19 protein-coding genes and 1 tRNA gene are annotated in these 25892 nt (G+C 48.0%); 7 read left to right on the top strand and 13 right to left on the bottom strand.

All coding sequences use genetic code 11. From position 1 onward, the window contains the following. Nucleotides 1-10: 10 nt before the first annotated feature. The gene (locus tag B5D63_RS28645; RefSeq protein WP_159456204.1) at nt 11-556 is read right to left on the bottom strand and encodes a TetR/AcrR family transcriptional regulator; all 546 of its coding nucleotides are present in this window, start codon (nt 554-556) and stop codon (nt 11-13) included. A gap of 132 nt (nt 557-688) precedes the next feature. On the opposite strand from B5D63_RS28645, the gene B5D63_RS28640 reads away from it, so the two are divergent. The 5 genes from B5D63_RS28640 to B5D63_RS28615 all read left to right on the top strand — a co-directional run bounded on the left by B5D63_RS28640 (nt 689) and on the right by B5D63_RS28615 (nt 7925). Next, nucleotides 689-772, top strand: a tRNA-Leu gene (locus B5D63_RS28640). Nucleotides 773-2038: 1266 nt separating this feature from the next. Then, nucleotides 2039-3634 (top strand): hypothetical protein, encoded by a 1596-nt coding sequence (locus tag B5D63_RS28630; RefSeq protein ID WP_078672288.1) that lies wholly within the window; start codon nt 2039-2041, stop codon nt 3632-3634. A 15-nt stretch (nt 3635-3649) separates the two neighbouring features. After that, nucleotides 3650-7096, top strand: coding sequence for a hypothetical protein (locus B5D63_RS28625; protein ID WP_078672287.1), 3447 nt, complete (start codon nt 3650-3652; stop codon nt 7094-7096). Then, nucleotides 7096-7572, top strand: a complete 477-nt coding sequence (locus tag B5D63_RS28620) for a papain-like cysteine protease family protein (RefSeq protein ID WP_078672286.1) — start codon at nt 7096-7098, stop codon at nt 7570-7572. The genes B5D63_RS28625 and B5D63_RS28620 overlap by 1 nt, the downstream gene beginning before the upstream one ends. A gap of 110 nt (nt 7573-7682) precedes the next feature. Next, a complete protein-coding gene (locus tag B5D63_RS28615) occupies nt 7683-7925 on the top strand; it encodes a hypothetical protein (protein ID WP_078672285.1) in 243 nt (80 codons plus the stop codon). A gap of 205 nt (nt 7926-8130) precedes the next feature. Here the strand turns inward: B5D63_RS28615 and B5D63_RS28610 are convergent, their stop codons facing one another. Together B5D63_RS28610 and B5D63_RS28605 are read right to left on the bottom strand one after the other, a co-directional pair. Then, nucleotides 8131-8721 (bottom strand): TetR/AcrR family transcriptional regulator, encoded by a 591-nt coding sequence (locus B5D63_RS28610; protein WP_078672284.1) that lies wholly within the window; start codon nt 8719-8721, stop codon nt 8131-8133. Nucleotides 8722-8726: 5 nt separating this feature from the next. Beyond that, on the bottom strand, nt 8727-10295 hold the full coding sequence (locus B5D63_RS28605) for an ABC-F family ATP-binding cassette domain-containing protein (RefSeq protein WP_235021643.1): 1569 nt from the start codon (nt 10293-10295) through the stop codon (nt 8727-8729). A gap of 255 nt (nt 10296-10550) precedes the next feature. Here B5D63_RS28605 and B5D63_RS35175 point away from each other — a divergent pair, with 255 nt between their 5' ends. Further along, the gene (locus B5D63_RS35175; protein WP_159456203.1) at nt 10551-10706 is read left to right on the top strand and encodes a hypothetical protein; all 156 of its coding nucleotides are present in this window, start codon (nt 10551-10553) and stop codon (nt 10704-10706) included. A 344-nt stretch (nt 10707-11050) separates the two neighbouring features. Next, a complete protein-coding gene (locus B5D63_RS35350) occupies nt 11051-11335 on the top strand; it encodes an FAD-dependent monooxygenase (RefSeq protein WP_078672282.1) in 285 nt (94 codons plus the stop codon). A 5-nt stretch (nt 11336-11340) separates the two neighbouring features. Here the strand turns inward: B5D63_RS35350 and B5D63_RS28595 are convergent, their stop codons facing one another. The 10 genes from B5D63_RS28595 to B5D63_RS28550 form a co-directional block, all read right to left on the bottom strand. Then, on the bottom strand, nt 11341-11703 hold the full coding sequence (locus B5D63_RS28595; RefSeq protein ID WP_078672281.1) for a hypothetical protein: 363 nt from the start codon (nt 11701-11703) through the stop codon (nt 11341-11343). An 81-nt stretch (nt 11704-11784) separates the two neighbouring features. Continuing rightward, nucleotides 11785-12198, bottom strand: coding sequence for a hypothetical protein (locus B5D63_RS28590; protein WP_078672280.1), 414 nt, complete (start codon nt 12196-12198; stop codon nt 11785-11787). A gap of 95 nt (nt 12199-12293) precedes the next feature. Beyond that, entirely contained in the window at nt 12294-14951 is a 2658-nt protein-coding gene (locus B5D63_RS28585; protein WP_143313149.1) for an MBG domain-containing protein, read from the bottom strand. A 44-nt stretch (nt 14952-14995) separates the two neighbouring features. Then, nucleotides 14996-16636 (bottom strand): RagB/SusD family nutrient uptake outer membrane protein, encoded by a 1641-nt coding sequence (locus B5D63_RS28580; RefSeq protein WP_078672278.1) that lies wholly within the window; start codon nt 16634-16636, stop codon nt 14996-14998. Between the two features lie 9 nt (nt 16637-16645). Further along, a complete protein-coding gene (locus tag B5D63_RS28575; protein WP_078672277.1) occupies nt 16646-19960 on the bottom strand; it encodes a SusC/RagA family TonB-linked outer membrane protein in 3315 nt (1104 codons plus the stop codon). A gap of 195 nt (nt 19961-20155) precedes the next feature. Continuing rightward, the gene (locus B5D63_RS28570; RefSeq protein ID WP_159456202.1) at nt 20156-21328 is read right to left on the bottom strand and encodes a FecR family protein; all 1173 of its coding nucleotides are present in this window, start codon (nt 21326-21328) and stop codon (nt 20156-20158) included. Between the two features lie 69 nt (nt 21329-21397). Beyond that, nucleotides 21398-21967, bottom strand: coding sequence for an RNA polymerase sigma factor (locus B5D63_RS28565; RefSeq protein WP_078672275.1), 570 nt, complete (start codon nt 21965-21967; stop codon nt 21398-21400). Nucleotides 21968-22040: 73 nt separating this feature from the next. Beyond that, complete coding sequence (locus B5D63_RS28560) at nt 22041-23096, bottom strand: M14 family metallopeptidase (protein WP_078672274.1); 1056 nt, start codon at nt 23094-23096, stop codon at nt 22041-22043. Further along, the gene (locus B5D63_RS28555; RefSeq protein ID WP_078672273.1) at nt 23093-24457 is read right to left on the bottom strand and encodes a DUF3526 domain-containing protein; all 1365 of its coding nucleotides are present in this window, start codon (nt 24455-24457) and stop codon (nt 23093-23095) included. Before B5D63_RS28555 ends, B5D63_RS28560 begins: the two co-directional genes overlap by 4 nt. 10 nt (nt 24458-24467) lie before the next feature. Further along, on the bottom strand, nt 24468-25892 hold the full coding sequence (locus tag B5D63_RS28550; RefSeq protein WP_078672272.1) for an ABC transporter permease: 1425 nt from the start codon (nt 25890-25892) through the stop codon (nt 24468-24470).

Genomic DNA, 25892 nt, shown 5'->3' with positions numbered 1-25892 from the left:
GTAGCTGATTTTATGAACGTAAGTCTTCCAGCAGCTGCCGGCCGATCCTGTCGAATGCTTCAGGGCCCATGACCCTGGCCAGCAGCAGCGAAGATTGAAGATTGGAAATGACCAGCAGCGCTCTGTCGCCTGCGGTACCTTTAAAGTGAAAGCGTTTGTTTTTGCGGCCCTTCTCCAGGCAGGTCGTCACCCATTCCACGATGGCTTCCGCCATTTCATTTATTTTTTCCTGCATCTGCGGGGTCAGCGTTTCATAGTCCGGCGCCAGTGAGCCCATCAGGCATACGTTGCCTGCATAACAATGTTTGCGGAATACGTCGACCAGCAGGGCCAGCTGTTCCTCTTCCGGCAGCTGCTGCCACTGCTGCACGCTGTGTTGGAACCGTTGCATCTCTTCCCCGATCACCGCCATGCCCAGGTCGGCCTTGGAGGGAAAATGGTAATGCACCGCTGCGTTTTTTACCGACAGCGGGTCGGCGATGTCTTTATAACTGAAAGCATTAAATCCTTTTACCCGGATCAGCTTATCCGCCAGCGTCACTATTTTATCTTTCATGAGCGTCATTTCAGCTGCGTTAAAACCGGCTGCAAGTTACTTACTTACTAGTAAGTAAGCAAATATTTTAAAAAAAATTTGGTGAATTAAAATGAATGTGTACTTTTGCATCCCCTGATCACAATATCAGTTGCCCAGATGGCGAAATTGGTAGACGCACTGTGTTCAGGTCGCAGCGCCTGCAAGGGTGTGCTGGTTCGAATCCAGTTCTGGGCACGTAAAACAAAGGCTTGTAAGTATGACTTACAAGCCTTTGTTCATTTGGTCAAGTGTCGTTTTTAACGGTTTTTACCGCTTTCTCCCACTATTTCCGACACAAATTTGACACACTAAATGACACACCAAATTCACGTGCCAGCTCCAGCACACTACCAGCACGCATCCCCCGTTTCATCAAACGAAAAGTGTCAGTTTTTCCTGCTTTACTGCACTGGTAAAGGTATCCGGCAAAATGTCATCGCTCAAAACTATTATTCCGAAAAAAGATTTCTCCGCTTTTCTCCGGTTTTTCTTGCCTGCGTAAATGCCGTACATGCCATGACTGGCACGGCATACAGATTGATCATCGTTTGTTTTACCTGTCAAAATTGTGATGTATGAATATACTGGAGAGATTGAGCAAAAAAGGAGATAAGATCACTTTTTACTATGACGAAAGGACAGAGACCATCAACCGAAATATTTGTTTATACCAATCCTAAAAGCCGGGAAGAGAAGATTCATAATAAACAGGCCCGTGCACTGATAGCCGTTAAGAAGAGTGAAAAGACGATTGAGCAACAGGCAATCGGGTCGCTTATATCCCACCACATAAATTCAAAGCTAATTTTTTAGATTATTACGATGAGTATGTGAAAAGAAACGAACGGGATGGCAAGCGGCACCTGTCACATGCCTATACGAAAACATTGCGTATATAATTGAAAAAGTCGGTCATCAAAGTATTTTTATTTAGTAAGCACTGCTAATTTATTTATACAATTTATTTTTTTTTGTACAGAGATTGCCATATTTTAGCTGAGCATAAACGGAATTTACTTCTCCGATAGTTGCTATTGTAACGACTCATTATAACCAGTATCCAAAACCAGGATTCCCCCAATGACATGAACAAGCAATTTTTATCTCACCAATTTAATGTTGTGATCTCACCAGGCATAAGTAGGTGTAGCCAGAAATGGCAGCTGCTTTGTCGTGATTGTTATGGAAATGAGGTAGTGCTAAATAATATATACAACTACTAAATATCTTCCAACATATAACCAGATAGATGGCTGTGGATATTTTCGCAGGTGGCGATGCCGTGCTGTGTAATATACGTATGCTTCACTGTAGCTAAAGACTCCATTAGAAATGTTGTTGAACGATGTCCTCCGCATCGGCCCGGTAGCTATGCTCCATAGTTGCAGCAGACTTTCCTTTTTTCTCCATTATTTTTTTTCACATTCCAATATTATTTCACTTTAAAACATTATTAACAAAATGGTTAAAAACACCGAGATTTTTAAGCTCTATGACATGGTTATTTCTATGACGACAGAAACCATTAATGAAGAATTAGAAAACTTACAGAACAAGGGCACAATACATTCCCAGTTGATTATATCGCAGGTACTCAAGGGTGTAGATTATATTTATGCAGTGCATGAAAAGGAGAGCGAAATCCCTGAAGATGCAGCGTTCATCAATGCAGAACTGATCCCACAGATTAGTATTCCAGAGAGCGGGCAGAATATCACGCTGGAACTTCACTTGAAATCCGGTACTGCACGTTTCTGGTCCAGGCGCACTCCGAACGACTATCCGATTGAGGACTGGGTCTATAGTATTAACCTAAACTTAGGACTGAACGACGTAGAGAAAAGTGAAACAAAAATACTACAGCCTGCTGATGTAAAAAAGCGTATAAAAGAATTTACGGATGATAAATTTTCGGTAAATGCTTTGATGATGGATTTTGAGAGTGTTGAAAAATTGCCTTTTTTTTCCGAAAAAACCCAAGCAGGCAAGGCTGGAGATGTAGGTATAGAAGGGATGATACCATTTATGAATTTTTATTTAACGTATCTGCGTAAAACAGGTAACCCCTATATATTAGGCTATGCTATTGAACAGAGAACAGAAAGTAATACATCCAGGGATCATCTGCTTCCTTCCTCACTGACACCGAAGAAAGTAAATTACACGATGTTTAAAGATGAGAACCCGGCTATAAGCACCCTCAACTTTCTGCTCATTACAAAAAATAATGAAGATAAAAAGTTGGAAACACCCGATAAATTTCCCAAAAATTGGATCAGTGCAGCCGAAGGAATTGATGCTAAAATGATCATTTCACGCGCAGACCTATTGGAAAAACTGCTATTGGAGCCGTTGTTTAACAAAATAAAAGAATGGGGTGAGAAGACGCTGGAAGAACTAAAATTCAAAGGAGCTAAGGCTAATTCTTTTGAACAGGCGCAAAAGATCGTGAACGAAACAAACAAAACCAGTTATGTGATTTCCGAGAACACTTCCGGAGATAATCAATACACCAATAAAATAGAGGTATCTTTTAAGCATAAGGTAAATGAAGGAGCGAAGAAGCAGATTACAAGTGTGGAGGTGGGCCTTGACGGTTATATTAAAATCTACATGAGCAGCAGAGAGGAGAACCCTGGGCCATTGAAGGATCATGTTGAATGGGCAAGCACTGAAGTTAAGTGGAAAGGCGGTTTTATTATCAAGGAGGAAAAAGAGGGAGATAATCCGAAGTTAAATGTAGTGATTTCAGAGCCTGTCGTAGATAAACCCATTCACCATCATGGGGAATCTGGCCTTAATCTGAGAAAAATACTCATGGGCCTATTGGAGGGGGTGCTGGGGCCAGGTGGCGCCCTATTTGAGGTGATTTTACATTCGATGTCAGGTGCGACGGACGTCGGCCAAGTGAAGGTTAAAGACGCGTTCGCCAATCTGAGCAATAGCATCAACACCACTATCCTGCTTCCCGGTGGCAACATCTTCTATTTTAAAAATCCCGCGATAGACGATGAAGGCAATTTTTCCCTCCTCCTTACTTACAAATCTGCCCATTAATTTAAAAATTGATTTATGAATACTAATTTGAATGATGTGATAAAGCTTGATACAGTTGGTGTTACAGGTATGGACCACATCCATCTGCTGGTATCAGGTGAACTGATGAAAACCCATATGAAAGCTTCTCCCATTGAACCCAATAAAGATATGTTGGTGACGCAGGATGAAAGTGGACATGTAATGATTTTATCAATTGGTACTGATAATAAATTGCGTCTTATCCGGTTTAGTAATGGCAGTGCAGATGGGTATGAGATACTTGACCTGATGGCCAACTTTGAAGGCTATGAGAAGGCTGTAGCTTTTGATTTATCAGAGAATCACAATAAGACTATCTCCATTGCTATGGCGCTGACCCGAAAGCAAGAAGTATACACAGATATATTTCTGGCGGAGAATATCAGCAGGGATATTGATGCAGCTAAATTTAGGGGCAGCTGTAAAAAAGTGAGTGGCATTGACACTGCTTTTGTAGCAGATAATATTCATATGAGTACCACTGATGAAAAAGATGAAAGTCCAATGGTAGTCATTGCAGGCAAAAAAGGCGAGGCGGAGTATTATTACGAAGTAAACAACGCCGATCTGACAGCCACCGCAGCATCTCTGCCGGAAGCTGCTAATAAAATAACGCAGTTGGAGGTAGGATTAATGTCAGGGAAAAAAGCAAAATTCTTCCTGTACCCACAGAATAAAACTACCACACTGACTTGCCTTGTTCACAATCATGGTAAATCTGTTCATCACGAAAAAGCATTTGATTTTAGTCCCAATAATCCTGATATCCCTAAGAGATACCAACATGCCACATACAAATGTATGGCTGTTGCCGCAGGTTTGAAAACAAAAGGCAAATCACTGTCTTCCGATTTGTACGTGGGGACCGACCAAGGGGTGTTCTTGTTTAAAAGAGGTCAGATTGAAGCAGGTTTTCGGGTAGTAACGGATACCATTCAGGATGTGCACCAATTATATGTGGTAGAGGATGAACACAATATATCCGTATGGGCAATAGGGGGCACAGGAAAAACTGCTAATGCCTTATATTACATTCATGGTGAAAAAGTTGGTGAAGAATATCAATGGGATAAGGCCTATGGATTTGCTAAAGGCATCACCCATGTTGCCCCAATCCGAAATGAGAAGAAGCGCTCCAATGAACTTTACCTGCTTGATCAGCAAGATAATTTGATCCACTGCTGGCAGGACCCTAAATCTGGCGTCTGGAACCAGCGTACCATTAACATTAAAAAGGATGCTTATCTGATAGATCTGAATTCCTTTGTTACGCATATCAAGCTAACAGACGAGTACGGCGGTATACTTGCCAAGACAAAATTCAGGCTTACTTCTTCAGAATGGACATACGTAAATATTAATGGGAAGATATATAGCATAGATGAAAATAGTCCGGCTGAAATTGAAACAGACGAGTTGGGGAGTATCAATATTATTCAGTTGACAGAACATATTGCAGTACCGGTTTTTCACCTGGAGGCCGATTTTCTCAAGAAGACCATCAACATATTTCCAAACGGTAAAATTCTGAATGGTTTATCTGGAATTAAGTCGGGAGATGAACTTCGTGCAGCGATAGGGTCCGGTAAAAAATCAGTGGAAGGTGATCTGAATGATACCGTGGATAGTTTAAAAAGGCTTATGGGTATGACGGCAGTTAAAAGAAGTGAAGGGTGTGTGTTTGTTTCTTTGTCAGACAGCAAGGAGAAAGTGGAGAAGAAGCTAAATCTGGCGCATCTGTCTGATGGTTTCGTGATAGGCATGTCCTTTGAAAACGATAGTTGGCAAAGCCATACAGGTGAAGCCGGGATCATGGAGGTTAGTGTCGTTCCCGACTTCATACTGGCTACGGTAGGGGACGGGTTTAGATATATTGAGGAAAGTATTGGTCAAGCGAAAGATGCAGTAAGATTCGTTGTTAAAAAGGTAAATGAGGCATTGGAATTTTGCGTTACTATAGGTGGCAAGGTATTGACGCTAATGCTGGATACGGCGCTGAAAGTTTTTAAAGCCATTAACTGGATATTGAAAAAGATTGGTATTGACCTGGACGAAATCATGCGCTGGCTGGGGCATGTACTCAGTCTGGATGCCATCTGGAAATCGCATAAAATAATTGCAAAACTGATAGAAAATGGTGCTGCCCATTATATCAGATTTTTAGAGCATAAAGTGGAAGATCTAAAGGAGCTGATAGGTCAATCATTTGATAGCGTTAAAGAGAAAGTTGAAGGTGTATTGTTATCTGAAAAGTTGCCTGAAACTGCCAAAACAAGACTTGATCAGTCATCATCCTTGAAATCTCCGCTGAATTCAGCGGCAGGCAGCTGGATTTTCTCACAGATATTTAATAACGATCTTCTTGGAGGTGGTATAGTAGCGGTGATAAATAAGGATACAGGTAGTGAACAGTACGTACACTTTATAAAAAAGGTGGCAGGTATAGTTGACAATTTAATCCCGAAGCTGCTAAAGGTCTTTCGGGATGTGGGTAATATACTTGCGCTGGATATTAATAGTGCTTTTAATTTAGTGCATGATGTACTTGACCTGTTGCTGGATCCAATGAAAGCGTTAATACTAGAGGCGCTAGATTTGCTGAAGGAGCTGATGAAGGATATTTCTTCGGCCCTGACAAGTACCGTACAAATACCTTTCCTGAATAAAATGTATAATTTCTTTGCAGCGTTAATTACGGATGCTGACAAAAAAGCAGACAAAAAACTGACTGCCGCCGAAGCAATCGCATTTATTATTGCTATTCCATTTACATATGCGAGCAAAATATTGACCGGGAAAGCTCCGTTTGAAGATGGTGACCATAATATGACATCCACCAAATATTTTGAGGAACTTTTTCGTGGTAAGGAGGAGGAACTTTATCCAGTGGCGGGCTGTGATAATCCGGCGATGTGTTATTCACAAATTGGTGGAGGGTTTGCTTCAATAGCTGCCATTCCCGGGCATGTGATATCGCTGATGTTGTTTAAAGCGAAAAAGACCGATCATAAAAACCTGCTGGATTTATTATCATTTGTGCTTTCCTTCTCCACTCCTCCGCTGACTTATCCAGTAAGGAAAGACAATCAGGATATCGTTGCATATAATTTTAAGCGCTCAACGTGGGTATTGTCATTTATTAAAACAATTGTTTCAGCGCGTATACCGGAACCGAGTGTAAGCGCTGGTGTCAGTGCCTTATTCGATGGGGTTATTTTCCCTTTTGCCTTGGCGGCTGACGTCATTGAGAAAGAAGATTCGCTGACATTCATGCAGGATATCTTGTCTAATGTAGGTGGCGCGTTAAAGAATGGCAGTGTAGCGGCTGGTCAGCTAGAATTTGCTTATGTCGCGGCCGGACTGCCTTTGCTGGGAGCTGGCATCGGTTTTCTTCAGAGTACCACAACCGGAGATATTCATCAGTTGATTAATCTTATTTGATGTCCTCGCATTATTACCTCGACAAACAACTAAATAGTAACTGGTGCTGGGCTGCAGTAACGTGTAGCCTGGCCCGTTATTATGGGAGATCTGCCTATACAGACCAGAAAGAGGTAGTATATAAAACCATCGGAACGACATGCGGATGTGATGGAGCCGGCTGCGGCGAATGTAACCGCCCATGGCATATAGGGGAGGTACTGGCTGCGGCAGACTTATTACAAGAAGCTATTCCTGCTGCTGTTGACAAAAATGATTTGTTAGCACAGTTACAGATGCATAAACCTGTAGTGATTGTAGTGATGTGGAGGAATGGCGTCGCCGGCCATTTGTTAGTGATCAGCGAAGTAACTGCTGATGAGCAACTGGTGATATGGGATTCCCGCGAGGCCGGTTTTTCTATGGTGAGCTTTGAGGCATTAAAGATTGGATATCCTGCCAGTACTTCATGGGTAAATACATTCTACACCGGATGATGCTGATATACATCTTAATTTCAATTAGTAATCCTACCAGACAATTACTATCTTATTGTGCATCTAACAATTTCTTATATTAGTAATCAAAAAAACAAAAATTGCATATTATGGCAAGAACAAAAGAACAAGACATCACACTGGCTAATTCTTTAGGGATTAGTTATGACGAGTTACAGCAAACCGATTACAAACTTATTGTAGTTATGGATGATAGTAGTAATCTTGGAGACATGCCCGTTGAGGTAATTGTTAGATTTGGTAAAACATCCCCTAAACATATCTTAGCTAAGATTAAAGGTATTAATAAGGATAATGAGGTAAGCCTTTCCCCGGGAGATGCAGGTGAATAGTTACTGACTGGTATTTTACCAGTATTTTACAATAAGGATGCTGGTAAAATATCAAAAGGGACTATCTCAATAACTGTTTTTTTTACTGCAATCCTTCTTCCTGAATAGCTCTTTCGTAATCACTAAATGAGGAAGTGAGTGGCTTTTTGTGTCCAATACCAGGCTGTATCAAATTTCTTTCTGCCGGCATCGCTTATGTAGATCACTATTTTTTAAACAACAACCCCATAATCACCCTCCCCCGCTCATCTATCAACGCCTTAAACTCCTCTCCCGACACCCCGAACAACTGCTCATAAAGCGGCGCCATGATCAACGGATAAGACAAGAGCGAAAATAAGTTCATCAGGAAATGTGCCGGATTCATCTTTGTGATCGTGCCTTTTTCCATTTCATCCGCAGCCTCCTTTAGATAGGACATAACAGGCTCCGAATGAATATCGGACATCAGCTGCTGGCCTAACGTGTTGATCTCGGTAACCAGGAACGTTTCCTGGTAAGGGAAAGCGATCATATGCCGGAGGAAAACGGCGATGATATTTTCTGTTTTAGCTTTAAAAGGTTGGCCGGCAGTCATGCATGTATTGAGGCGTTGGCTCAGGTCATGCATGGCATCGTGGAAGATGGCGGCAATCAGCTGGTCCCTGGAACGGAAGTAATAATGCAGCGAGGTCCTGTTGACACCGGCGGCATCCGCTATTTCCTGTGTAGTGGCATGGAGCTTCCCTTCTGCAAAAAGCAGGCGTTTGGCGGTATCTTTTATATGCTGTTCCGTCCCTGTATTTTTTAGCGGCATCTTTTTTAAGTTAAACTTATACGATAGTCTATTCCTATTTCGTTGATAAAATAATCATCATGCGAAATTACCAATAACGTGCCCTGGAAATTTTTTACGGTCAGTGTGAGTATTTCCAGGCTTTTAACGTCAAGGTTATTGGTCGGTTCATCCAGGATCAGTACATCGGGCGCCTGTTGACTGGCCGACAAACAGCTCAGCGATAATTTCATTCGCTCTCCCCCACTCAGCCATGCACATTTTTTGTCAAAGTCTTCCGGTTTAAACTGGGAATATACCAGTAGCTCCGCTAACTCATGTTCTTCCAGACCGCTTTTGTTATACGCCTGTATTTGTTCATACACGCTTAGTTCCGGATCTATCATGGAGTAATCCTGGTCCAGGTAACAATAGGAGAAGGCATCGCTGCGGTAGTTGCCTTCAGATGGCAGCAGCTCTCGGGTGATAATTTTCAGCAGCGTGGTCTTCCCGCTTCCATTTGCACCGTCGATCCGTACCCTTTCACCGGATTTGACCTGAAAGCTAAGATTATTCCACAATAACTTGTCACTGTACTTAAAGTTGATAGCTGATATATCGATGAGCAAACGATCTGGCGGCCCTTCCGGCGATTGAATATTGATTTTAAGCGTTTCATATTCCTCGATCTGTGCCTTGATGTCCTCCATATTATGCAGCAGCGTGGCTATCTTTTCTTCATGCGCATGAAGCATTCTCGCCGTACTACGTTCGGCCTTGCTCTTTAAGCCGCCGGCAATAATACGTGGTATGGAATTGCTCAACCCGGCCGACCGGCCTTTCAATTCCTGCTGCGCCCTTTGGCCGGCCATGTCGGAAGCCTTTTTTTCAGATGCTTTCAATACTTTGGAGTGCTCGTTCAACCGGGCACGCAAGGCACTGACTTTCTCCATCTTTTTTTGCTGATAGAACTCAAAATTTCCGCCGAACGTTTCAATTCCCTTTTCACTCAGCTCCAGCGTTTTATTCATGAGGTTCAACAGGGTCCGGTCATGGCTCACGATCAGCATAGTGGATTTAGTTTGAACGATCATCTCATACAGTTTCTTCCTGGTTTTGAGATCGAGATGATTGGAAGGTTCATCAAACAAAATCAGCTTAGGGCTGTTCAGGTCCATCGCGGCCAGAAAGACTTTGGTTTTCTGACCTCCGCTCATACTTCCCAGCAAACGGCTTTCATGGATATGACCAAGGCCCCATTTTTCAAGTACCCGCTTTATTTTGTTTTCGATATCCCAATCGTCGTCCAGCTGCGCAAAATGCTGCGCGTCCGTATCCCCTCCTAAAATAGCCCGGAGCGCATCCAGCTTTTTATCTGCACCTAACGCCTTCGCTACAGACCACGTATCGAATTCCCCCAAATGCTGGGGAACATACCAGGGCATCTCCGAACGGGCAACTTCCCCTGATGTTAATTCAAGTTCTCCCGAAAGGATGCGGAGCAGTGTTGATTTTCCCGCTCCGTTGATGCCCACCAATGCTGCCTTTTCCCCATCATTCAAAATAAAGTTCAGGTCATTGAATAATTCCGCATTGTCCGGATGAACATAATTCAATGATCTTATTATTAAGCCCACAGGATCTGATTTTAAAGTAAAAAGACAAAGATGGTTTTTTGTATTCATTTTTGTTAGACAAAATTGTTAAAATAAAAAAGAAACATTATTGTCACTTTAATACAATTAATTATAAATAATATTATTATTTAATAACTAAAACAGGTGTAGAAAAAACACGATTACCTTTACCTCCAGGCATACTACCTCCAACAACCTATTGTTCCCTATCTTTATACATCCAATCCGGAAAACATGCCCGGAAGAAAAACATCCATCCCGGTAAACATCATGGCGAACGAGTTTGGCCTGGGCATCGTCATTGAAAGGAACATACAGCTAAATTTACCCTCGGTCGGCTTTGAAGAAGCCCTGGAGCCTCACCGTGAAGATGGTCATTCTTTCTTTTGAACGGTTTCCCTGGAGATCGACTTTAAAGCGTATGCCCTGAAAGCCCCTTGTATCATCTACATACACCAGGACCAGGTACACCGCATCCTGGCATTCGAAGATGTCATCGTCAGCAACTGGTCGATAGGCCGCGAAAATCTGCGGCCCGAATACCTGAAATTACTGGAGAGCATGACGCCAGTGGCGCCAATAACCTTAGACGTCAGAAAAATATGGTTTGGTGAAGAAACAGTCTATACACACTTTCTGAACGCCTACTTTTCCATCTCTATTACCAACAAATCACTGATAACGCCCAATACCTGCAGTTTTACAACGTTCCCGGGAAAAGCATATATGTTGAAATGCCCTCGTGGACCAAAGGCAGAGTGGCGCTGGCAGGTGACGCGGCTTACTGCGCCTCTCCCGCAGCCGGGATCGGTGGCTCATTGGCGGTACAGGGCGCTGCCGCACTGGCAGAAGCCTTAGAAAAACATGGTGAAAATTTTGAGGCGGTGTTCGCGGAATACAATAAGAACCTCCGCCCGTTTATTGAAGCAGTGCAGGCCGAAGCGGAGTTGAACGTAAGGGAGCATTTTATACTGCGGACAGATGAAGCGATTCGCAGAAGAAATGTAGAGGGGTTTTAGATATATCAACAAAGCCGAAACTTCTTACGCTTAAAATCTATCACGCTGGGCCCATCTGAACAACCACCCACTTCCGGCGCGTCTTTATCTGCGGGCGTATGCCCTATGATCCATGCACCCGATTTGCGGTGCTTCATGATAATGCCGCTATCAATTATTTCCCCTTTTTTACCCGAAAGATTACCGCCATTGTGGATAACATAGATAGAATCGCCTTTAATTTTTACCAGTACCGTGGCGCCATGAGACCGGCCCCCCCATTCGTCAAAAGCCACCTGGTATACATAAGTACCATTTTTAGGCTTCTGCGCGTAGGCATGGTCCGTACCGGCGACCGTTAAAAGCAGCATGATCAGTATATATTTCATCAGTGATAATTATTCAATAAACTAATGAAAAAGACCGGTACAACAAAACGTTGCACCGGTCCTTTTACTTTTGCAGGCAGTCTATTCTACCCAATACGTTAACGTTACTACGATGTAACCATCAGGGCCTACATTTCCACTGCTGAGTGTCACTGTTTTAGCAACAGCACCATCCCAGTTGCCGGGATATGCACCAAAGGTGTATGTACCGGCAGGAAGGCTCTCAAATTTGTCTTCGTCTTCCTGTCCGCCGGGATAATAATACTCGCCGGTTTCCTCGTTCCGGGCCCAGTAACCGCGCAGACCGCTACCGCCGTTAACAGGCGCTCCGTGAATATCTACCAGCGTTATGCGGACATTAAATGTCGTAGTAACCTTGCTGGCAGATTGTGCCGTTGTAACGGCAGGATTTACAGCGTTTTCATTCACGTCGGCGGCATGGCTTTGTACAAAAAATAAAGCTGACAGGCAACTTAAGATGAGGGCTTTTCTCATGGATTAAAATTTTAAAGTTCAGGTTTTCAAATACCTCTTTAAGATAATTTTTTTTCCCCGGATACGATATTATTTTATGATGAAAAAAGCCGGCCTTATTTGATCATTTTGCAAGTCAGACTCCATAACGCCGTGCTTACCACAGCGACATAAAACCCTTTCACAAAATCCTGCACCTGGAACTGTAGCCGGTTTATTCCCTTATGCAGGCTGATATTTTGCGCAAAGGCCCGTCTGCCGGTCAGGTCCACTATTTCAAACAGCGCTTTCCCTTCATAGGGAGTTAGTACAGTGGCTACAACCGTATTACTACCCAGGAACAGGGAAAACAGGCTGCTGTTCTTTGCCGGTGCCGGCGCTGCATCCACCCGCAGGGTACCGGTGTGATACTGAAAGGTATAGTTCCGGGCGGTGGCGCCGGTGGCGGTAATCGGGTACCGTCCCGGAACAGACCACTGCGTGGCTGTGGAATGCAGGTCCGGCCGCCGGATGATGACCGTTGTGTCATCTTCATACATAAACCCTGTGTAGTACACCGTAAAAAAAGGATTGGCACGACCGTATAGCTTACTGGTATCTTCCGGCGTAACGTTGAGTACTGCGGGGTTAACAACCAACGCCCGTTGTGCGCTGTCTGCCGTCGGATAGTGGTTCAGGTCCCACTGACTGGCCACCAGCGTGTCGGCGCCGGCGCCCAGGATCTTCACTTTCCACAGACCGGCAGTTGTGTCTTTGTACACCTTTGCCACGGCGGTATTCCTGTTGGAGAATGTCACCGGCAACATAGGGTTACTGCTGGCAGCACGCAGCACAAAATCCGCTTCTCCGTATGTTTTCATCCCGATGGAGTCCATTTGTAAGATGCCCGGCGTAACGACCTTATAAGCGTTTACGCTGTCCGCCAGCGGAAGGAAATAAACTTTATTCCCTTTCCAGGTACCCATCACGCTGTCGCGGTGCAACACCTGGTAGCTGGCAGCCGAGTCAGCAGACCATACGGCCAGTATTTTTGTGCTGTCTTCTCTTTTCTGGAACGCCAGCGCCCATATGTCGGTATTCGTAGCGGAAATACGTTTCAGGAAACGGGGCTCGGCGCCCAGATAACCCGTCATTTCCTTATAACTGTTATACGCAGGCTTAGGACTGAAATCCCATTTCAGCAGGCCGAAATTACCTTCCTTATCCCCGGGCAGACCATTATCACTGTGCAGGTCATACCAGCATATTTTTTCTACCCCTAAAGAAAGATAATTCAGGTAAACCCTTTGCAACAGGTTGGCCTGTTCGGCGGTAGTATATCCGCCGGTGAGCGCGGCAGTGCCCATCAGTATCCCCCCTTTCCAGTCGCCATAGGTAAACAACGACATGGCTTCGCCAACATTAACATTGCTGCTGTTAAAACAGCGTATAATCGGATGGTAGGTATCTGTGGGCTGCAGGTTCTTCGGACTGATGAAACGGTCCACCAGTACGTTGGTCAGTGTCGGCACGCCACCGGCCAGCGCATCCGGCGTCACAGCGATATTGGTGGTGGTAGCGGGCACGCCCGGTTTGGTCCAGGAAGCTTCGTAGCCGATCCGGAAGAAGGGATAATTATATCCCTGCCCCGAAGTACTGGTCCAGGTACCGTCTGCATTCTGTACATTGGTATAATAAAAGGGCAGGATGTTTACTGCCAGCATCAACCCACCCCTGATCACATAGTTACGTAACGGCTCCAGCATGGGCTGGTCCACCGAAGTGGTTTCAGATCCCAGTATTACCGGAAATTCGTCGGGGTCAACGGTCGCCAGGTCGGCAAACGGTATAGGCACCAACGTGATACCCGGCAGCCAGGAGCGCCACGTCTCCACTTCATCCAGGTTCACTATCCTTGGTGATACCGCTATCCCCACTTTGAAAGTCGTAGTATCTTTCCCCAGCTTCTGCAAAGCATATTTGATAGCCTTTACGGCAAACTGCGGCTGCTTCTGGATAGTGGCCGCCACAAAGGAACTACCGCCGGACTCCGTGATCCAGATAGGCATATTGGCCTGTCCGTTCTGTTGCAATACGGTATAGAAGTCGTTCCTTAAACGGATGATCCGGGCGCTTTTATCGGTACCATAACCATAGGGATGTACTGCTATCTTATCGAAATAACCTTTAGCGCCCGCAGCGTACATGCTTCTCAGGTAGTCGGCATTCCAGCCGGTCAGCCCGCCTACCATCACCGTACAACCGGTATCTATGGCTTTAATTTCTTCGTAGGACGCCTTTAACAGCGGTACATATTGTGCCGCATTGGGATTAGGTTTCCAGAAACCGCCATCCTGTTCATTCCATATCTCCCAGTACTTTGTATGGCTGTGATAACGGCTGACCACCGTCCGTACAAAGGCCCTCCATTCCGGCAGGTGATTATATAAAGGCACCATGTCCGGCCGTCCTTTGCTGATCTCCGAATCAAAACCCTGCAGGATAGGCAACCATTGAATACCATATTGCTGACATTTCAGGAGCAGGGAGTCATAACGGGTAAATTCATACTGGCCCGCAACCGCGCACACGCGGGAAAACTGAATATCTACCCGCAGCCATTTGATGCCGGCCTGCTGGCATTTCAACAGCTCATTATCTATCTGCGGCCACTCCGGATCTTTCTGTGCATGAGCGCAAACACCAAACGGGCTACCGGTTTGCGCGGACAAGGAGATCACCACCAACAACATCCCTATGCATAATGCAAAACAACGACTGATTAGATTTGGCATACAATGAGTTTAAAGTTTTGTCAGGGAAATACTGATGAGCTGTTTTAATACCCCGCGTTCTGCGGGAAGGCGGCGGCTCCTCCGGCCGTCTTATCTATCTGGTCCTGCGGTATGGGGCGCAGCACGTGGAAAGACTTTATATTGCGGCTTGCATTGGGATTATGCAGCTTCACTCTCTCCAGCAGCTTGCCGGTACGCACCAGGTCGAACCAGCGGGTATACTCTCCCAGCAACTCCCGCCCTCTTTCGTCGAGGATAAAATCGATGTTGAGATCAGCGGCCGTAATTTCCATCGCTGCCTGGTTAGCGGCAGTTTCGGCAGGAGTGTCGCCGGTTTTGGCGGCCCGTTTACGCACTGCGTTTACATAGGGCACTGCTTCAGCCGGTTGTCCGCTCATCAGCAGTGCTTCAGCGGCTATCAGGTAAGTTTCCGCCAGGCGGAACACGAGGAAATCGCGGGAACCGTTTTCGTTGTTCACATCCGGCCGCTGCGGGTCCAGAAATTTAGTGAGCGTGGGAAAGTAGCTGTTGTTGTATTGACTGGGGGCGATGATCGTATAGTTGGCCCTGTTACGTTCTGCAGCCGTTACTTCATGGCCCGGCAGATAGATGGCCGTATCGCCTGACTGAAGCGTTACAGCACGTCCGTTGATCGTATAGGTACCGGGTTTGTTGCAATAATATACCGTTACGAAACTTTTATCATAGCGACTGTCGTGTACCTTATCAAACAACGTGTCTGTGGTAAAGCGCGTAGGCCGGAAGTAGCTGTAGGTCCTGCCGTTGGCCAGGTCCCGCACCATTCCCGGTAACGCCGTGTAGTTCATGCCGTAGAATAAATGCGCCTGGTTACCGATACCATTGGTCAGTATGTTTTTGCTGTACTGCACGGCAAACACCACTTCCGGATTTTTTTCTCCGGCGCCCTGTGCAAATACATCTGCAAAATTACCCGGCAGCTGATAGCTGTATTGGCTGATCACCGCTTTCGCGAGTGTAGCGGCCTGTTTGTAATCATCTGCTTGTTTGGCGGTACTGCCGGCACGGGTAAGATATACTTTCGCCAGGAAATGCTCCGCTGCAGGTTTGGTGACCCGGCCATACGCTGTGACGGTAGCGGGTAAATTAGCCACCGAAAAATTAAGATCGTCGATGATCGCACGGTAAATACTATCTACGGGTGTACGATGTGCGGAGGTAGTAACCGCCGTTGTTTCCGTGGTGGCCAGATTCACCGGCCCCCATGTCTGCATGAGCAGGAACCAGTACATGGCGCGTAGAAAACGTACTTCCCCGATGCGGATGTTTTTCTGTCCTTCTGCCAGCGGCACCTGTGGCGCCCGGGAGATAACGGCATTACAGGCATTCACCGCCAGGTTAAGATCATTCCACGGGGCGGAAATAAACCCTCTGCCAGGCGTAAGGTTGAAGTTATAGGCGTCCAGCGCCAGTTCTCCGCCACCACACATATAAGTGTCTGTACCGTATACGGTGAGCTGTGCCCCCATCTGGTTGCCGTACCAGGTGCGCAGATAGCTGTAGGCGCTGTTTACCCCGGCATTAAAGCCTTCCGGCGTATTGAGGTAGTTGTCGGGAATAGCGGAACGCATGTCTTCGTTCAGCAATTTGGAACAGGAAGCAGCCAAACAGGCATATAACAAAACGATGTAAAAGATCGGCTTCATAACTTGGATTTAGAAGGTGGCGTGAATCCCAAAAACGTAGTTCACATAGAAGGGCTGGTTAGTGATTTCCGGATCTATCCCCTGATGTCGATGCACAAATGAAGAGAACACGTAAGGGTTTTGAATATTGGCGTATACACGGAAAGACTGCATACCCATGTGTTTCACCGTTTGCGGAGAGAAGCGGTATCCCAGGTTGATATTTTTGATACGCACATAGGTACCGCTGTAATAGGACAAGGTGCTGCCATAAACGGGGCCCTGCGACTGGCCCGCCCGCGGCTGGGGATAACTGTTCACGGGATTGTCCGGTGTCCAGTAATCTACATCCACGGTATTATACCTGCCTGCCAGCGTGAAAGTATTGCCGGTGCGGAGCGGGTCTTTGATCATGCCGCCGATGGCAGCATTCAGGAAGATGGACAGGTCAAAACCTTTATAGGAAAAGCGGTTGGTAATGCCACCGGTCCATTTAGGTCTGGTCTGCCCGAGGATCACCCGGTCACTGGCATCGATTTTTTTATCGTTGTTGATGTCCTGTACTTTGATCTGTCCTACGGCGGAACCATATTGCGCGGCTTGTTGCGCTTCATTTTTCTGCCAGATGCCTGTTTTTACATAGTCGTAAATCACGGACAGCGGCTGACCGATAAAGCGGCCGTTCCCTACATCATTGACTTTTCCCTGTGACAGCTCCAGGATTTTTTCTTTGTTGGTGGCCATATTAAAATCGGTGCTCCATTCGAAACCGCCATCCTTGCGGGCCTGTATGTTTACAGACGATATGCCCAGTTCCAGCCCCGTATTACTGGTGGCGCCTACATTGGAGGTGATGGTAGTATACCCGGAAGATACAGGCAGCAGTTTGGCCAGGAGCAGGTCTGTTGTTTTGGACTGGTATACGTCTACTGTTCCGCTGATCCGGTTACCCAGTATGCCGAAGTCGATACCCGCATTGGCAGAAGCAGTGGTTTCCCATTGGAGGCTGCTGTTACCCAGTGTGGCCGGTCGGTAGCCGAAGGCCGCCACGCCGTCCCAGTCGTAGGAAGTACGCGATAGCAGCGCTCTTGTCTGGTAGGGGGCCAGACCGGCATTCCCGTTCTTGCCATAGCTGAGTCTCAGCTTCAGGTTGCTGAATAATTTGCTTCGGTTTAAAAAAGGTTCGTGGGTGATGTTCCATGCCACGGCCACGGCGGGAAAGAAGCTCCATTTGTTGCCGGGTGCAAACTTGGAAGAACCGTCTGCCCTGCCGGTGAGCGTCAGCAGGAAGCGGTTGTCGAAGGCATAGTTGATGCGGCCCATCCACGACAGGATGCTCCAGCTGCTGTACCCGCTGCCTACCCCGGTGATGGTAGCGCCGGCGCCGGTATTGTAGTACAGGATAGAGTCCAGCCCTACCGGCAGGTCTTTGGCGCTGCCGCTGCTGCTCTCCGTGGTAAGGTTTTGCACGCTGTAAAGTCCTGTTACGTTCAGGCGATGTTTGCCGGCAAATGTTTTATTATAGGTGAGCATATTCTCCCAGGTATAGGACAGCGTGAAGGATTCACTGTTGCTGGCCGCCGGCGCGGCCCCATTCTGGAAGGTGGTGATAGCACCCCTGTAATTCCCGGTCCTGCTCTGGGTGAGGTCGGGCGCGAAGTTCATGCGAAACTTCAGTTCCGGCAGCAGGTCCGCTTCGCCATACATGCTGCTGAGCAACCTGAATCGTTTGTTACGGTTTACTACGGCGCCAGGTTCCAGGTCTACCAACGGATTCACCTGCAGGGCATCGCCCGAAGGGCGCATATTAATATTCCCTTCGTTGTCATATGCAGGGCTTAGCGGAGAGGTGGTGAGCGCCGCATAAAAAGGATTTACATCCATTCCATTGGAGATACTGAAAGCCCCAAGGGTAGACATCCCCACCTTCACTCTTCTCCCTATTTTCTGGTCTAAATTAATGCGGGTGGTGTACCTGGTGTAATCCTGTATACTGATATAACCTTTGTCTTTAAAATATCCCAGGGAGATGTTAAACAACGTATTTTCATTTCCACCCGATACGCTAAGTTCATGATTCTGTGCAATGCCTGTGCGTACGGTCAGCGACTGATAGTCCGTAGAACTGCCTTTGGCGATGGCTTCCAGCTCGGCAGCGCCAAATATTCTCTCATCCGCGTGAGGGTCATTATCATCGTAGGCGCCTATCGCGCGGTTGGCCTCACGGCGGTAGCGGGCAAACTGCGGGCCGTCCATCATATTCGCCAGGCGGGTCACATCTTCCACATTCAGATAAGCATTATAACCAACAACGGTGCGACCTGCCTGTCCCCTGCGGGTAGTCACGATCAATACGCCGTTGGCCCCACGGGAACCATAGATAGCCGTGGCGGAAGCATCTTTCAATACTTCAATGGATTCAATATCATCCGGGTTGATGTCATTCAGTCCGCCTGTCAGCGGGACGCCGTCTACCACATACAGCGGCTCATTACCGGCGCTGAAAGAACGAACGCCCCTGATCAGCACCGATGGCTGTGAACCGGGCCTGTTGCCGGTATTGTTCACATACACACCGGGCACCCTTCCCTGCAACATTTGCTGTACATTGGTGACAGGCACTTCCCGGAGGGCTTTGGAGGAAACGGAAGAAACGGCGCCCGTCACATCTCCTCTCTTTTGTGTACCGTAACCGACTACCACCACGGCGTCCAGCCCGGAAAGAGACGGTGTCAGCGTGATGGTGAGCGATGTCTCCCCGTTGAGCGGCCATTCTTTGCTATCGTAGCCGATGTAGCTGAAAACGAGGGTAGCGCCGGGATGTACGTCTTTCAGTTCAAACGCTCCATTCTCTCCGGTCACCGTTCCGTTAGCGGCGCCTTTTTCTTTCACCGTGACACCGATCAGCGGCACGCCGGTAGCTGCAGTGACAGTGCCCCGTATCACTTCTTTCGGAGCGGCGGCGATGACTTCAGGCGACAGGCGCCTGCGTTTGATCACAATAGTTTTCCCGGACACAGTATACCAGAGGGGCTTATCTTTCAGGCACAACTCCAGCAGCTGCCGGATGGACGCGTTGTGCACGTCCACGTCTACTTTGCCGGTCTGCCGCAGGAGCCCGGCATTATACCAGAAAAAGTAGCCGGTCTGCTGCTGGACCATGTCAAACACCTCTTCCAGCGATACCTTCTTTTTAGAGATGGTGACCGACTGGGCAAACACATAGGCGTTGACATGAAGGCTTAATCCAAGGATGAGTACGAAGACCATTTTCATAAACAGGAATATTTTAGGCAGCGGCCAGCCAGGCAAAGGCGCTCCTTTACACTTAGTGCAGAATTTCATAAATTTGTTCAGTTTGGGTTTCCCCGTTAGTAATCGTTGACCAATGATTTTAATGGATCGCCCGAATACCCGCCAGGGGCGTCGTAACCGCTCCTGGCTTTTTCATGACAATCTTCCTTTGTGTGTTTGTGCTGGTGTTACTTCTTCATAAGTGGAAATTTTTCATTTAGACGTGGACAATAGTTTGTGGAACTGTTACAGGGCTGATACGATCACCTTCCTGCCTTCTATCTTAAAATGGATATCTTCTGTTAATTCCAACATGTTAAGCACCTCCCGGATGGCCGACCCGCGGGAGATAGTGCCGGAGAAATCTTTACCGGCCATATTGCCTTCAAATACCGGTTCAATATCATACCAGCGTGCCAGCTGCTGCATGATAGCGACAATGTTTTCATCTTTAAACCGGAACACGCCGTCCTTCCAGGCAACCACCTGTTCCAGGTCGGGACGGGAGATGGTAATGCCCGCTCCGCTTTTAGGCAGGTCTGCCTGCTCTCCCGGTCGTAGCTGCAGGCTGCTGCCCTGCGCGTTTACACGGATGCTGCCTTTCAACAGGGTAGACCGGATCGCCGGTTCTTCCTCATAGGCCATGACATTAAAACGTGTGCCCAGCACCGTTATATCCACCGCTCCGGCCTTAACTATAAAAGGCTGCGCCGCGTTACCCGTTACTTCGAAATACACCTCCCCGCTTACCGTCACCTGCCGTTCTTTGCCGTTGAAGGCCGTCGGAAACGTAATGGACGATGCAGCATTGAGCCATGCGTTGGTGCCATCAGGCAGCGTAATGCGGAACTGGCCCCCACGGGGAGTGCGCAGGGTATTCATGTGAACCGCGGCTTCAGTGCCGCCAGCAGCATAGGTCAACCGCCCGCCGGTTTGCTGCACGGTCGTACTACCTTGTTGTATCACCTGGCTACCGGTGCTGTCCAGCATCACGGTAGCGCCATTGGCGAGCGTAAGCACCGCCTTGCTGGAACCGGGCACCACTGCTGCGGACGACGGTGGTGTATTATCTGTTGGCAACAGTTTGTGAGAAGACGGGGTAACAAACAACAGGTAAGCTCCGGCCGAAACCAGTATCAGTATAACAGCGGCAGCCTGCCAGCCGCGCAGGAAACGTTTCTTCTGCACCACCTCCAACGCTCCTGTCGAAGCGATCTTCCTGCGGATGCCCGCCAACATGCGTTCACGATGCGCTGCTTCCCCGGCGACAAAAGAGGCAGGGACCTCCACGTCTTCCTCCTGCCCCTGCCGGTACCATTGTTCCAACAGCTCCTTTTCCCGGGGCGTAATGGTCCCTTCCAGCCATTTGTTGGCCAGTGCTTCATAGTAGGCTGTATCAAAAGACTGATCTTCCGGCATGGGCGTATTATTTACCATACAGGTATAAAAAACACAAGTCATCCCCTACGCCGGAGAAAAGATTTTTTTTCAGAAAGAAAAAAACTGGGAGAAAAAGAAACGGAAAGTGGCCCGCAGATGTCTGAGGGCTTTGGTGAGCTGGTTTTCAACGGTCTTTTCTGAAATAGCCATGGCGGCGGCGATCTCCTTGTTGGAGAACCCATTTTCCCTGCTTAGCTGATACACCAGCCGGCACCGTTCGGGCAGGTCTGCCGTGGAATGATACAGCTGTTCCTGCAATACTTTAAAGTTATATTGTTCCTCCACCGGGGAAACATTGACAAGATCAGGCTCAAACCCCTCCATCCTGGCTCTTTGCCGGTGGTTACGAGCCATCACGGAGTATACCTGGAACTTAATAGCGGCGGCAAGAAAAGCTTTCAGCGATTGTTTGATGATGATCTCCCGGCGTCGCTTCCACAAGTCGGCAAATACGTCCTGTACAATTTCTTCTACATCCGCCAGGCATTCGAGCTTGTTGGCCGCCACAGAAAACAACAGTTTCCAGTACCGGTCATAGATCTCGTTAAATGCCATCTCATCGCTGTTTTGCAGCAATGGCAATAACGCTTCATCAGTATAACTCCGGTACGGCAACATGGTTGATAAAATGGCGGCTCTTCGTTTAAAGATAAAAAAATTACGATTCCGCCAGGGAAAATTTTAGCGCCCGCTACTCCTTCTGCGGAGATGGCAGCACACCAAAGCTAAATATGCCTTCCCCTTTGTTTACCGGTGGTGTTTTAAGCATATACACGATCACGCCGTCCACAGGCGCTGTTATCTCCTGCAATACCCTCCCGGTGAAATCCGACACCGTGGCCAGCTTCATGCCTTTGCGCACCAGCATACCGGCATAGGCTGCTGTTTTAAGAATGCCGGTATGTTCACTCTTTACAGTGGCCCGTTCGGTGACGACGAACGGCTGATTCGCCTTCAGCGGTTCCCCCGGCTGCATTTTCAAATGCCGCATGATACTTAACAAGGCGGTAGTTATCCTGTTCACGCTTTCTGCATCTGTTTTTCCCAACCGGCCACATTCCAGCGTCAGCGACGGAATCTCCTGTAACGCGGCCTCCCTGTTACAATATAATGCCTGTTCCCCTTTCGCCAGGTGCGCCGGCGCCGGCATGATCCAGTCAAACCCGGTAACATAGGCCATTGCACGGGAGGCAGCAGCCTGTTTACCATACTCGTAGTAACCGGCATACGGATGCAGGTCTTCATTGCCGTCACCGGAATGGTTATCCACCACGTAATTACACCGGCTGAACAGATCATGTGCAATAAACCAGGCGATGCGTTCGGTAACGGTCCCGTCCAGCTTCCCGGGGAAAGACCTGTTCAGGTTCTTCCCATCGGCCGGATTGTAATAGATACTTCTGCCGGTGAACGCCTGTACATTGGCAATATGCAGCACGATCACCGTTCCCCGTAAAAACGGTACATCCACCATATCCGGCAACTGCTGCAAGGCCAGTATCGGCGTGTATTCGTACCCGTGCACACCGGCAATCAATCCCAGCACAGGCCCCGGCTGCGCACCGTGAAGAATAGTAAACGGCAGCCATATACTATCGCCGGCGCCGGTGGCCAGCGGCACCGTAAACGATGCCCTCGTACCGGCTGGCACCACCTGCCCTTTGAACGTAAATGGTTTTGTTTGCGCATGTGTCGCTGTTATACCCATTAACCAAAGCAGGACAGCGGCTAAAATATTTTTTCTCATAAGGACCGTTTTAATGTTTGTCTGAAATTCCTCACAGCCATTACCGCCAGCAAAGCCGCCAGCAACAGGATGGAACCCTGGCGCCAATCAGGGCGCTGATCGTGCGCTTCAAAATAACGGAGCGCAAATTTGTTCCAGTCCGCCGCCGCTGTTTTACCTTCGCTGAACACCAGGGGATAGAAATACATCCTTACCTCTTCGTGCAACTGCTGCAGCGCTGACTGAAACTGAAGGTACTGCTGCAAGTCAGTGCCCGCCATCGAATTCAGCTGCAGGGTGGCCTGAATGCCAGGCAGCACCAAGGCTGCCGCATTGCTGAAACGTTGCCGTTGCCGTAGTTTTTCACGCATCGCTTTGGTACTCGCTGCAGCTTCATCATCGCCCATTTGTTGCATCCCGTAGTACCAATACCAGCTGAAGGCCTGCGAGGAATCAAACGGATATTTCCGGAACTGCGGGTAGTGCGCAAAAAATTTATCCATCGTCACCGACTTATCCACGTCCCACTTTTCATGATATCCTTCCCGCTGCCGCATCGCCGTTTCCATGGCTTCGGGCACGGGATAACGCCAGCTGGTCCAGATATTGACGAGCGCCGGCACCAGCATATTCAGCAACACCCAACAGGCGATCAGCGCCGCCAGGTTAAAGCCGGATGACCGCCCGTAAGATATCACCCAGCAGGATAACGCAAACCAGAACAACAGGTAGCTGAGCAACAAAATACTTACCCATACGAGTCGCCCGTCCGGCGGCAGGCGTAAATACACCACGGCCGACAACAGCAGCAAAAGAGCTACGCCCAGCACCACCGCAATTCTTACCAACAGTTTGCGTAGTATCAGCCGCTGCGGCCGGTCCGCCTGCGCGCTGATGATACGCCATACACCGGACTCCTGCTCAGCAGACAGTACGTTGTAGGTAAAAGCGATGATCACCAGGGGAAACAGGAAAACAAATACAAACGCCAGGTCTATATTTCCATAGAGCAGGTTGACAGGGTTATTCAGATCGGTATCATACATCTGACCCTGCAACCCCAGCATACTCACGGTAAGCATGACCGGGTTGATATCCCGCTGCCCCGTGGCAAAAGCCGCCCAGGGGTCTGGCTGGTTTACCAGCGTATACTTGTTATGGTATAACATCAGCCCCAGTTCGTTCCCGAAATAACGGAGATTGCGTTGTGTATTTTCGGGTTGCAGTACGGCGGCTTTCTGTATCACCGATCGTTGTTTGTCAATAAAGGATTTACCGAGATACAATCCTGCCGCGCCACTCAGCAGCAATATCAACACACCCCACCACGCCGCTTTGGTCCTGAAAAAAAGTATACATTCAAACTGATATAGTCTTTTCATTTTTCCACATTTAAAGGGTCCTTGCCCATTTGGAGGCAGTCAACAATCCGGCTGTCATCAGTCCCAGCCAGCAAACCAGTGCCATAATGGTGGCTACCTGGTCCCGTAACACCGCTCTCACCGCTTTGAACCGGTATTTGAAGTCCGGCATTTCCGCCCAGTGGTCGTGACTGATGACCTCCGGTTTATCGTTACTGATATATTCCATCTGTAAACGGTTCATCCGTTGCGCCAGCTGGTACCTGTATTGTTCGACCTGTTCCTGGAAACTGGCATAGGTGGCAAAATCAGCTGCTGTTAATGCCATCGATAAGTTCCGGATAGCCAGGTAGGGATTGATGTAACTGGCCGCTACGGTAAAACTGTTTTGTTGTTGGTAAATTTTTGTCAGCCGGCGCAGATGGTCCGCATAAATACCGGCAGATATTTTCTCTCCTTCCGCCATCACATATCCGCCATAGTTAAACGGCAGGTCTTTTACATCTTTCACGTGATACTTTTGCAGCACCGCCGCTTTCATGCCGGCGTAATGCGGATCGTCCGGGTTGTGGCTGTCGCCCTGTTTATGCAGGTCTTCTTCAACGGCGGCCGCAAACGCTATTTTAGAGGGCGCCGGATAGATGTTGGCGCCGGCTGCCTGCGTCAATCGCGGCAAAATGACCAGGAAGAAAATCCAGCTGCCCAGTAAAATCGTCAGCGCCCCTTTGGCGCTGCGGCTCACCGCAGACACCAATACCGTAATACCGGCGCAGATGGCGAAATAAACAGCATAAGCGGCCAGTAAAAATAACAGCCGCAGGGCGGCGTCAGCAGCGACCTGTCCCTGGCTCAATACCGCCCATAACACGATGGTCAGTACAATCACCGGCAGGAAGAGGGTAAAGCTCACCGCAATAAGGCCCAGGGTTTTACCGATCATGAGCTGACGCCAGCTAACGCTCTGGCATAAAAGTATTTTCAGTGTGCCCGACTCCCGCTCCCCGGCGATAGCATTATATCCCAGGAAAAAAATCAGCAGCGGCACCAGCAGCTGTAGCACCATTGCTACGCTCATCTCACCGAAACGCAGTGTGCCATTGGAAAAACCGGCTTCGCTGAAATTGACGGTGTTCTGCTTATGCGCTTCCAGGAATACCGATACGCCGGAGAAACTTTCTATGCCGAAGTCAAAAAAGCTGAGCGGATGTTTATCCCGGAAAACAAGATAACCATAGTGCGCCATGCGATGCGGATGTTTATCGGGTTTGGACACCCATTTCTCGCGCACCGCTTTGCTGTACTGCAACCGTTGCTGTTGTTGCGTTTGATAGTGCTGCCAGCCTATCCAGGTAGCTACGCACAAGGTGATTCCCAGTAAGACCGTCAGCCAGAGCGATGCCTTGTTCCGGAGAATGGTTTTCCAGGTTTGACGGGCGATCAGTAAGATGGTCTGCAT

It is taken from the genome of Chitinophaga eiseniae, from assembly GCF_900167135.1.
In the GTDB taxonomy this organism is placed as follows: Bacteria; Bacteroidota; Bacteroidia; order Chitinophagales; family Chitinophagaceae; genus Chitinophaga; species Chitinophaga eiseniae.
Note: the sequence above shows the minus strand (reverse complement) of the source record. Positions and strands in the feature narration are given on the sequence as shown.

Excerpts from the sequence above, each read along its gene's own strand:
- B5D63_RS28645 (WP_159456204.1), bottom strand. The coding sequence starts at position 556 with ATGAAAGATAAAATAGTGACGCTGGCGGATAAGCTGATCCGGGTAAAA.
- B5D63_RS28630 (WP_078672288.1), top strand. The coding sequence starts at position 2,039 with ATGGTTAAAAACACCGAGATTTTTAAGCTCTATGACATGGTTATTTCT.
- B5D63_RS28625 (WP_078672287.1), top strand. The coding sequence starts at position 3,650 with ATGAATACTAATTTGAATGATGTGATAAAGCTTGATACAGTTGGTGTT.
- B5D63_RS28620 (WP_078672286.1), top strand. The coding sequence starts at position 7,096 with ATGTCCTCGCATTATTACCTCGACAAACAACTAAATAGTAACTGGTGC.
- B5D63_RS28615 (WP_078672285.1), top strand. The coding sequence starts at position 7,683 with ATGGCAAGAACAAAAGAACAAGACATCACACTGGCTAATTCTTTAGGG.
- B5D63_RS28610 (WP_078672284.1), bottom strand. The coding sequence starts at position 8,721 with ATGCCGCTAAAAAATACAGGGACGGAACAGCATATAAAAGATACCGCC.
- B5D63_RS35175 (WP_159456203.1), top strand. The coding sequence starts at position 10,551 with ATGCCCGGAAGAAAAACATCCATCCCGGTAAACATCATGGCGAACGAG.
- B5D63_RS35350 (WP_078672282.1), top strand. The coding sequence starts at position 11,051 with ATGCCCTCGTGGACCAAAGGCAGAGTGGCGCTGGCAGGTGACGCGGCT.
- B5D63_RS28595 (WP_078672281.1), bottom strand. The coding sequence starts at position 11,703 with ATGAAATATATACTGATCATGCTGCTTTTAACGGTCGCCGGTACGGAC.
- B5D63_RS28590 (WP_078672280.1), bottom strand. The coding sequence starts at position 12,198 with ATGAGAAAAGCCCTCATCTTAAGTTGCCTGTCAGCTTTATTTTTTGTA.
- B5D63_RS28585 (WP_143313149.1), bottom strand. The coding sequence starts at position 14,951 with ATGCCAAATCTAATCAGTCGTTGTTTTGCATTATGCATAGGGATGTTG.
- B5D63_RS28580 (WP_078672278.1), bottom strand. The coding sequence starts at position 16,636 with ATGAAGCCGATCTTTTACATCGTTTTGTTATATGCCTGTTTGGCTGCT.
- B5D63_RS28575 (WP_078672277.1), bottom strand. The coding sequence starts at position 19,960 with ATGAAATTCTGCACTAAGTGTAAAGGAGCGCCTTTGCCTGGCTGGCCG.
- B5D63_RS28570 (WP_159456202.1), bottom strand. The coding sequence starts at position 21,328 with ATGCCGGAAGATCAGTCTTTTGATACAGCCTACTATGAAGCACTGGCC.
- B5D63_RS28565 (WP_078672275.1), bottom strand. The coding sequence starts at position 21,967 with ATGTTGCCGTACCGGAGTTATACTGATGAAGCGTTATTGCCATTGCTG.
- B5D63_RS28560 (WP_078672274.1), bottom strand. The coding sequence starts at position 23,096 with ATGAGAAAAAATATTTTAGCCGCTGTCCTGCTTTGGTTAATGGGTATA.
- B5D63_RS28555 (WP_078672273.1), bottom strand. The coding sequence starts at position 24,457 with ATGAAAAGACTATATCAGTTTGAATGTATACTTTTTTTCAGGACCAAA.
- B5D63_RS28550 (WP_078672272.1), bottom strand. The coding sequence starts at position 25,892 with ATGCAGACCATCTTACTGATCGCCCGTCAAACCTGGAAAACCATTCTC.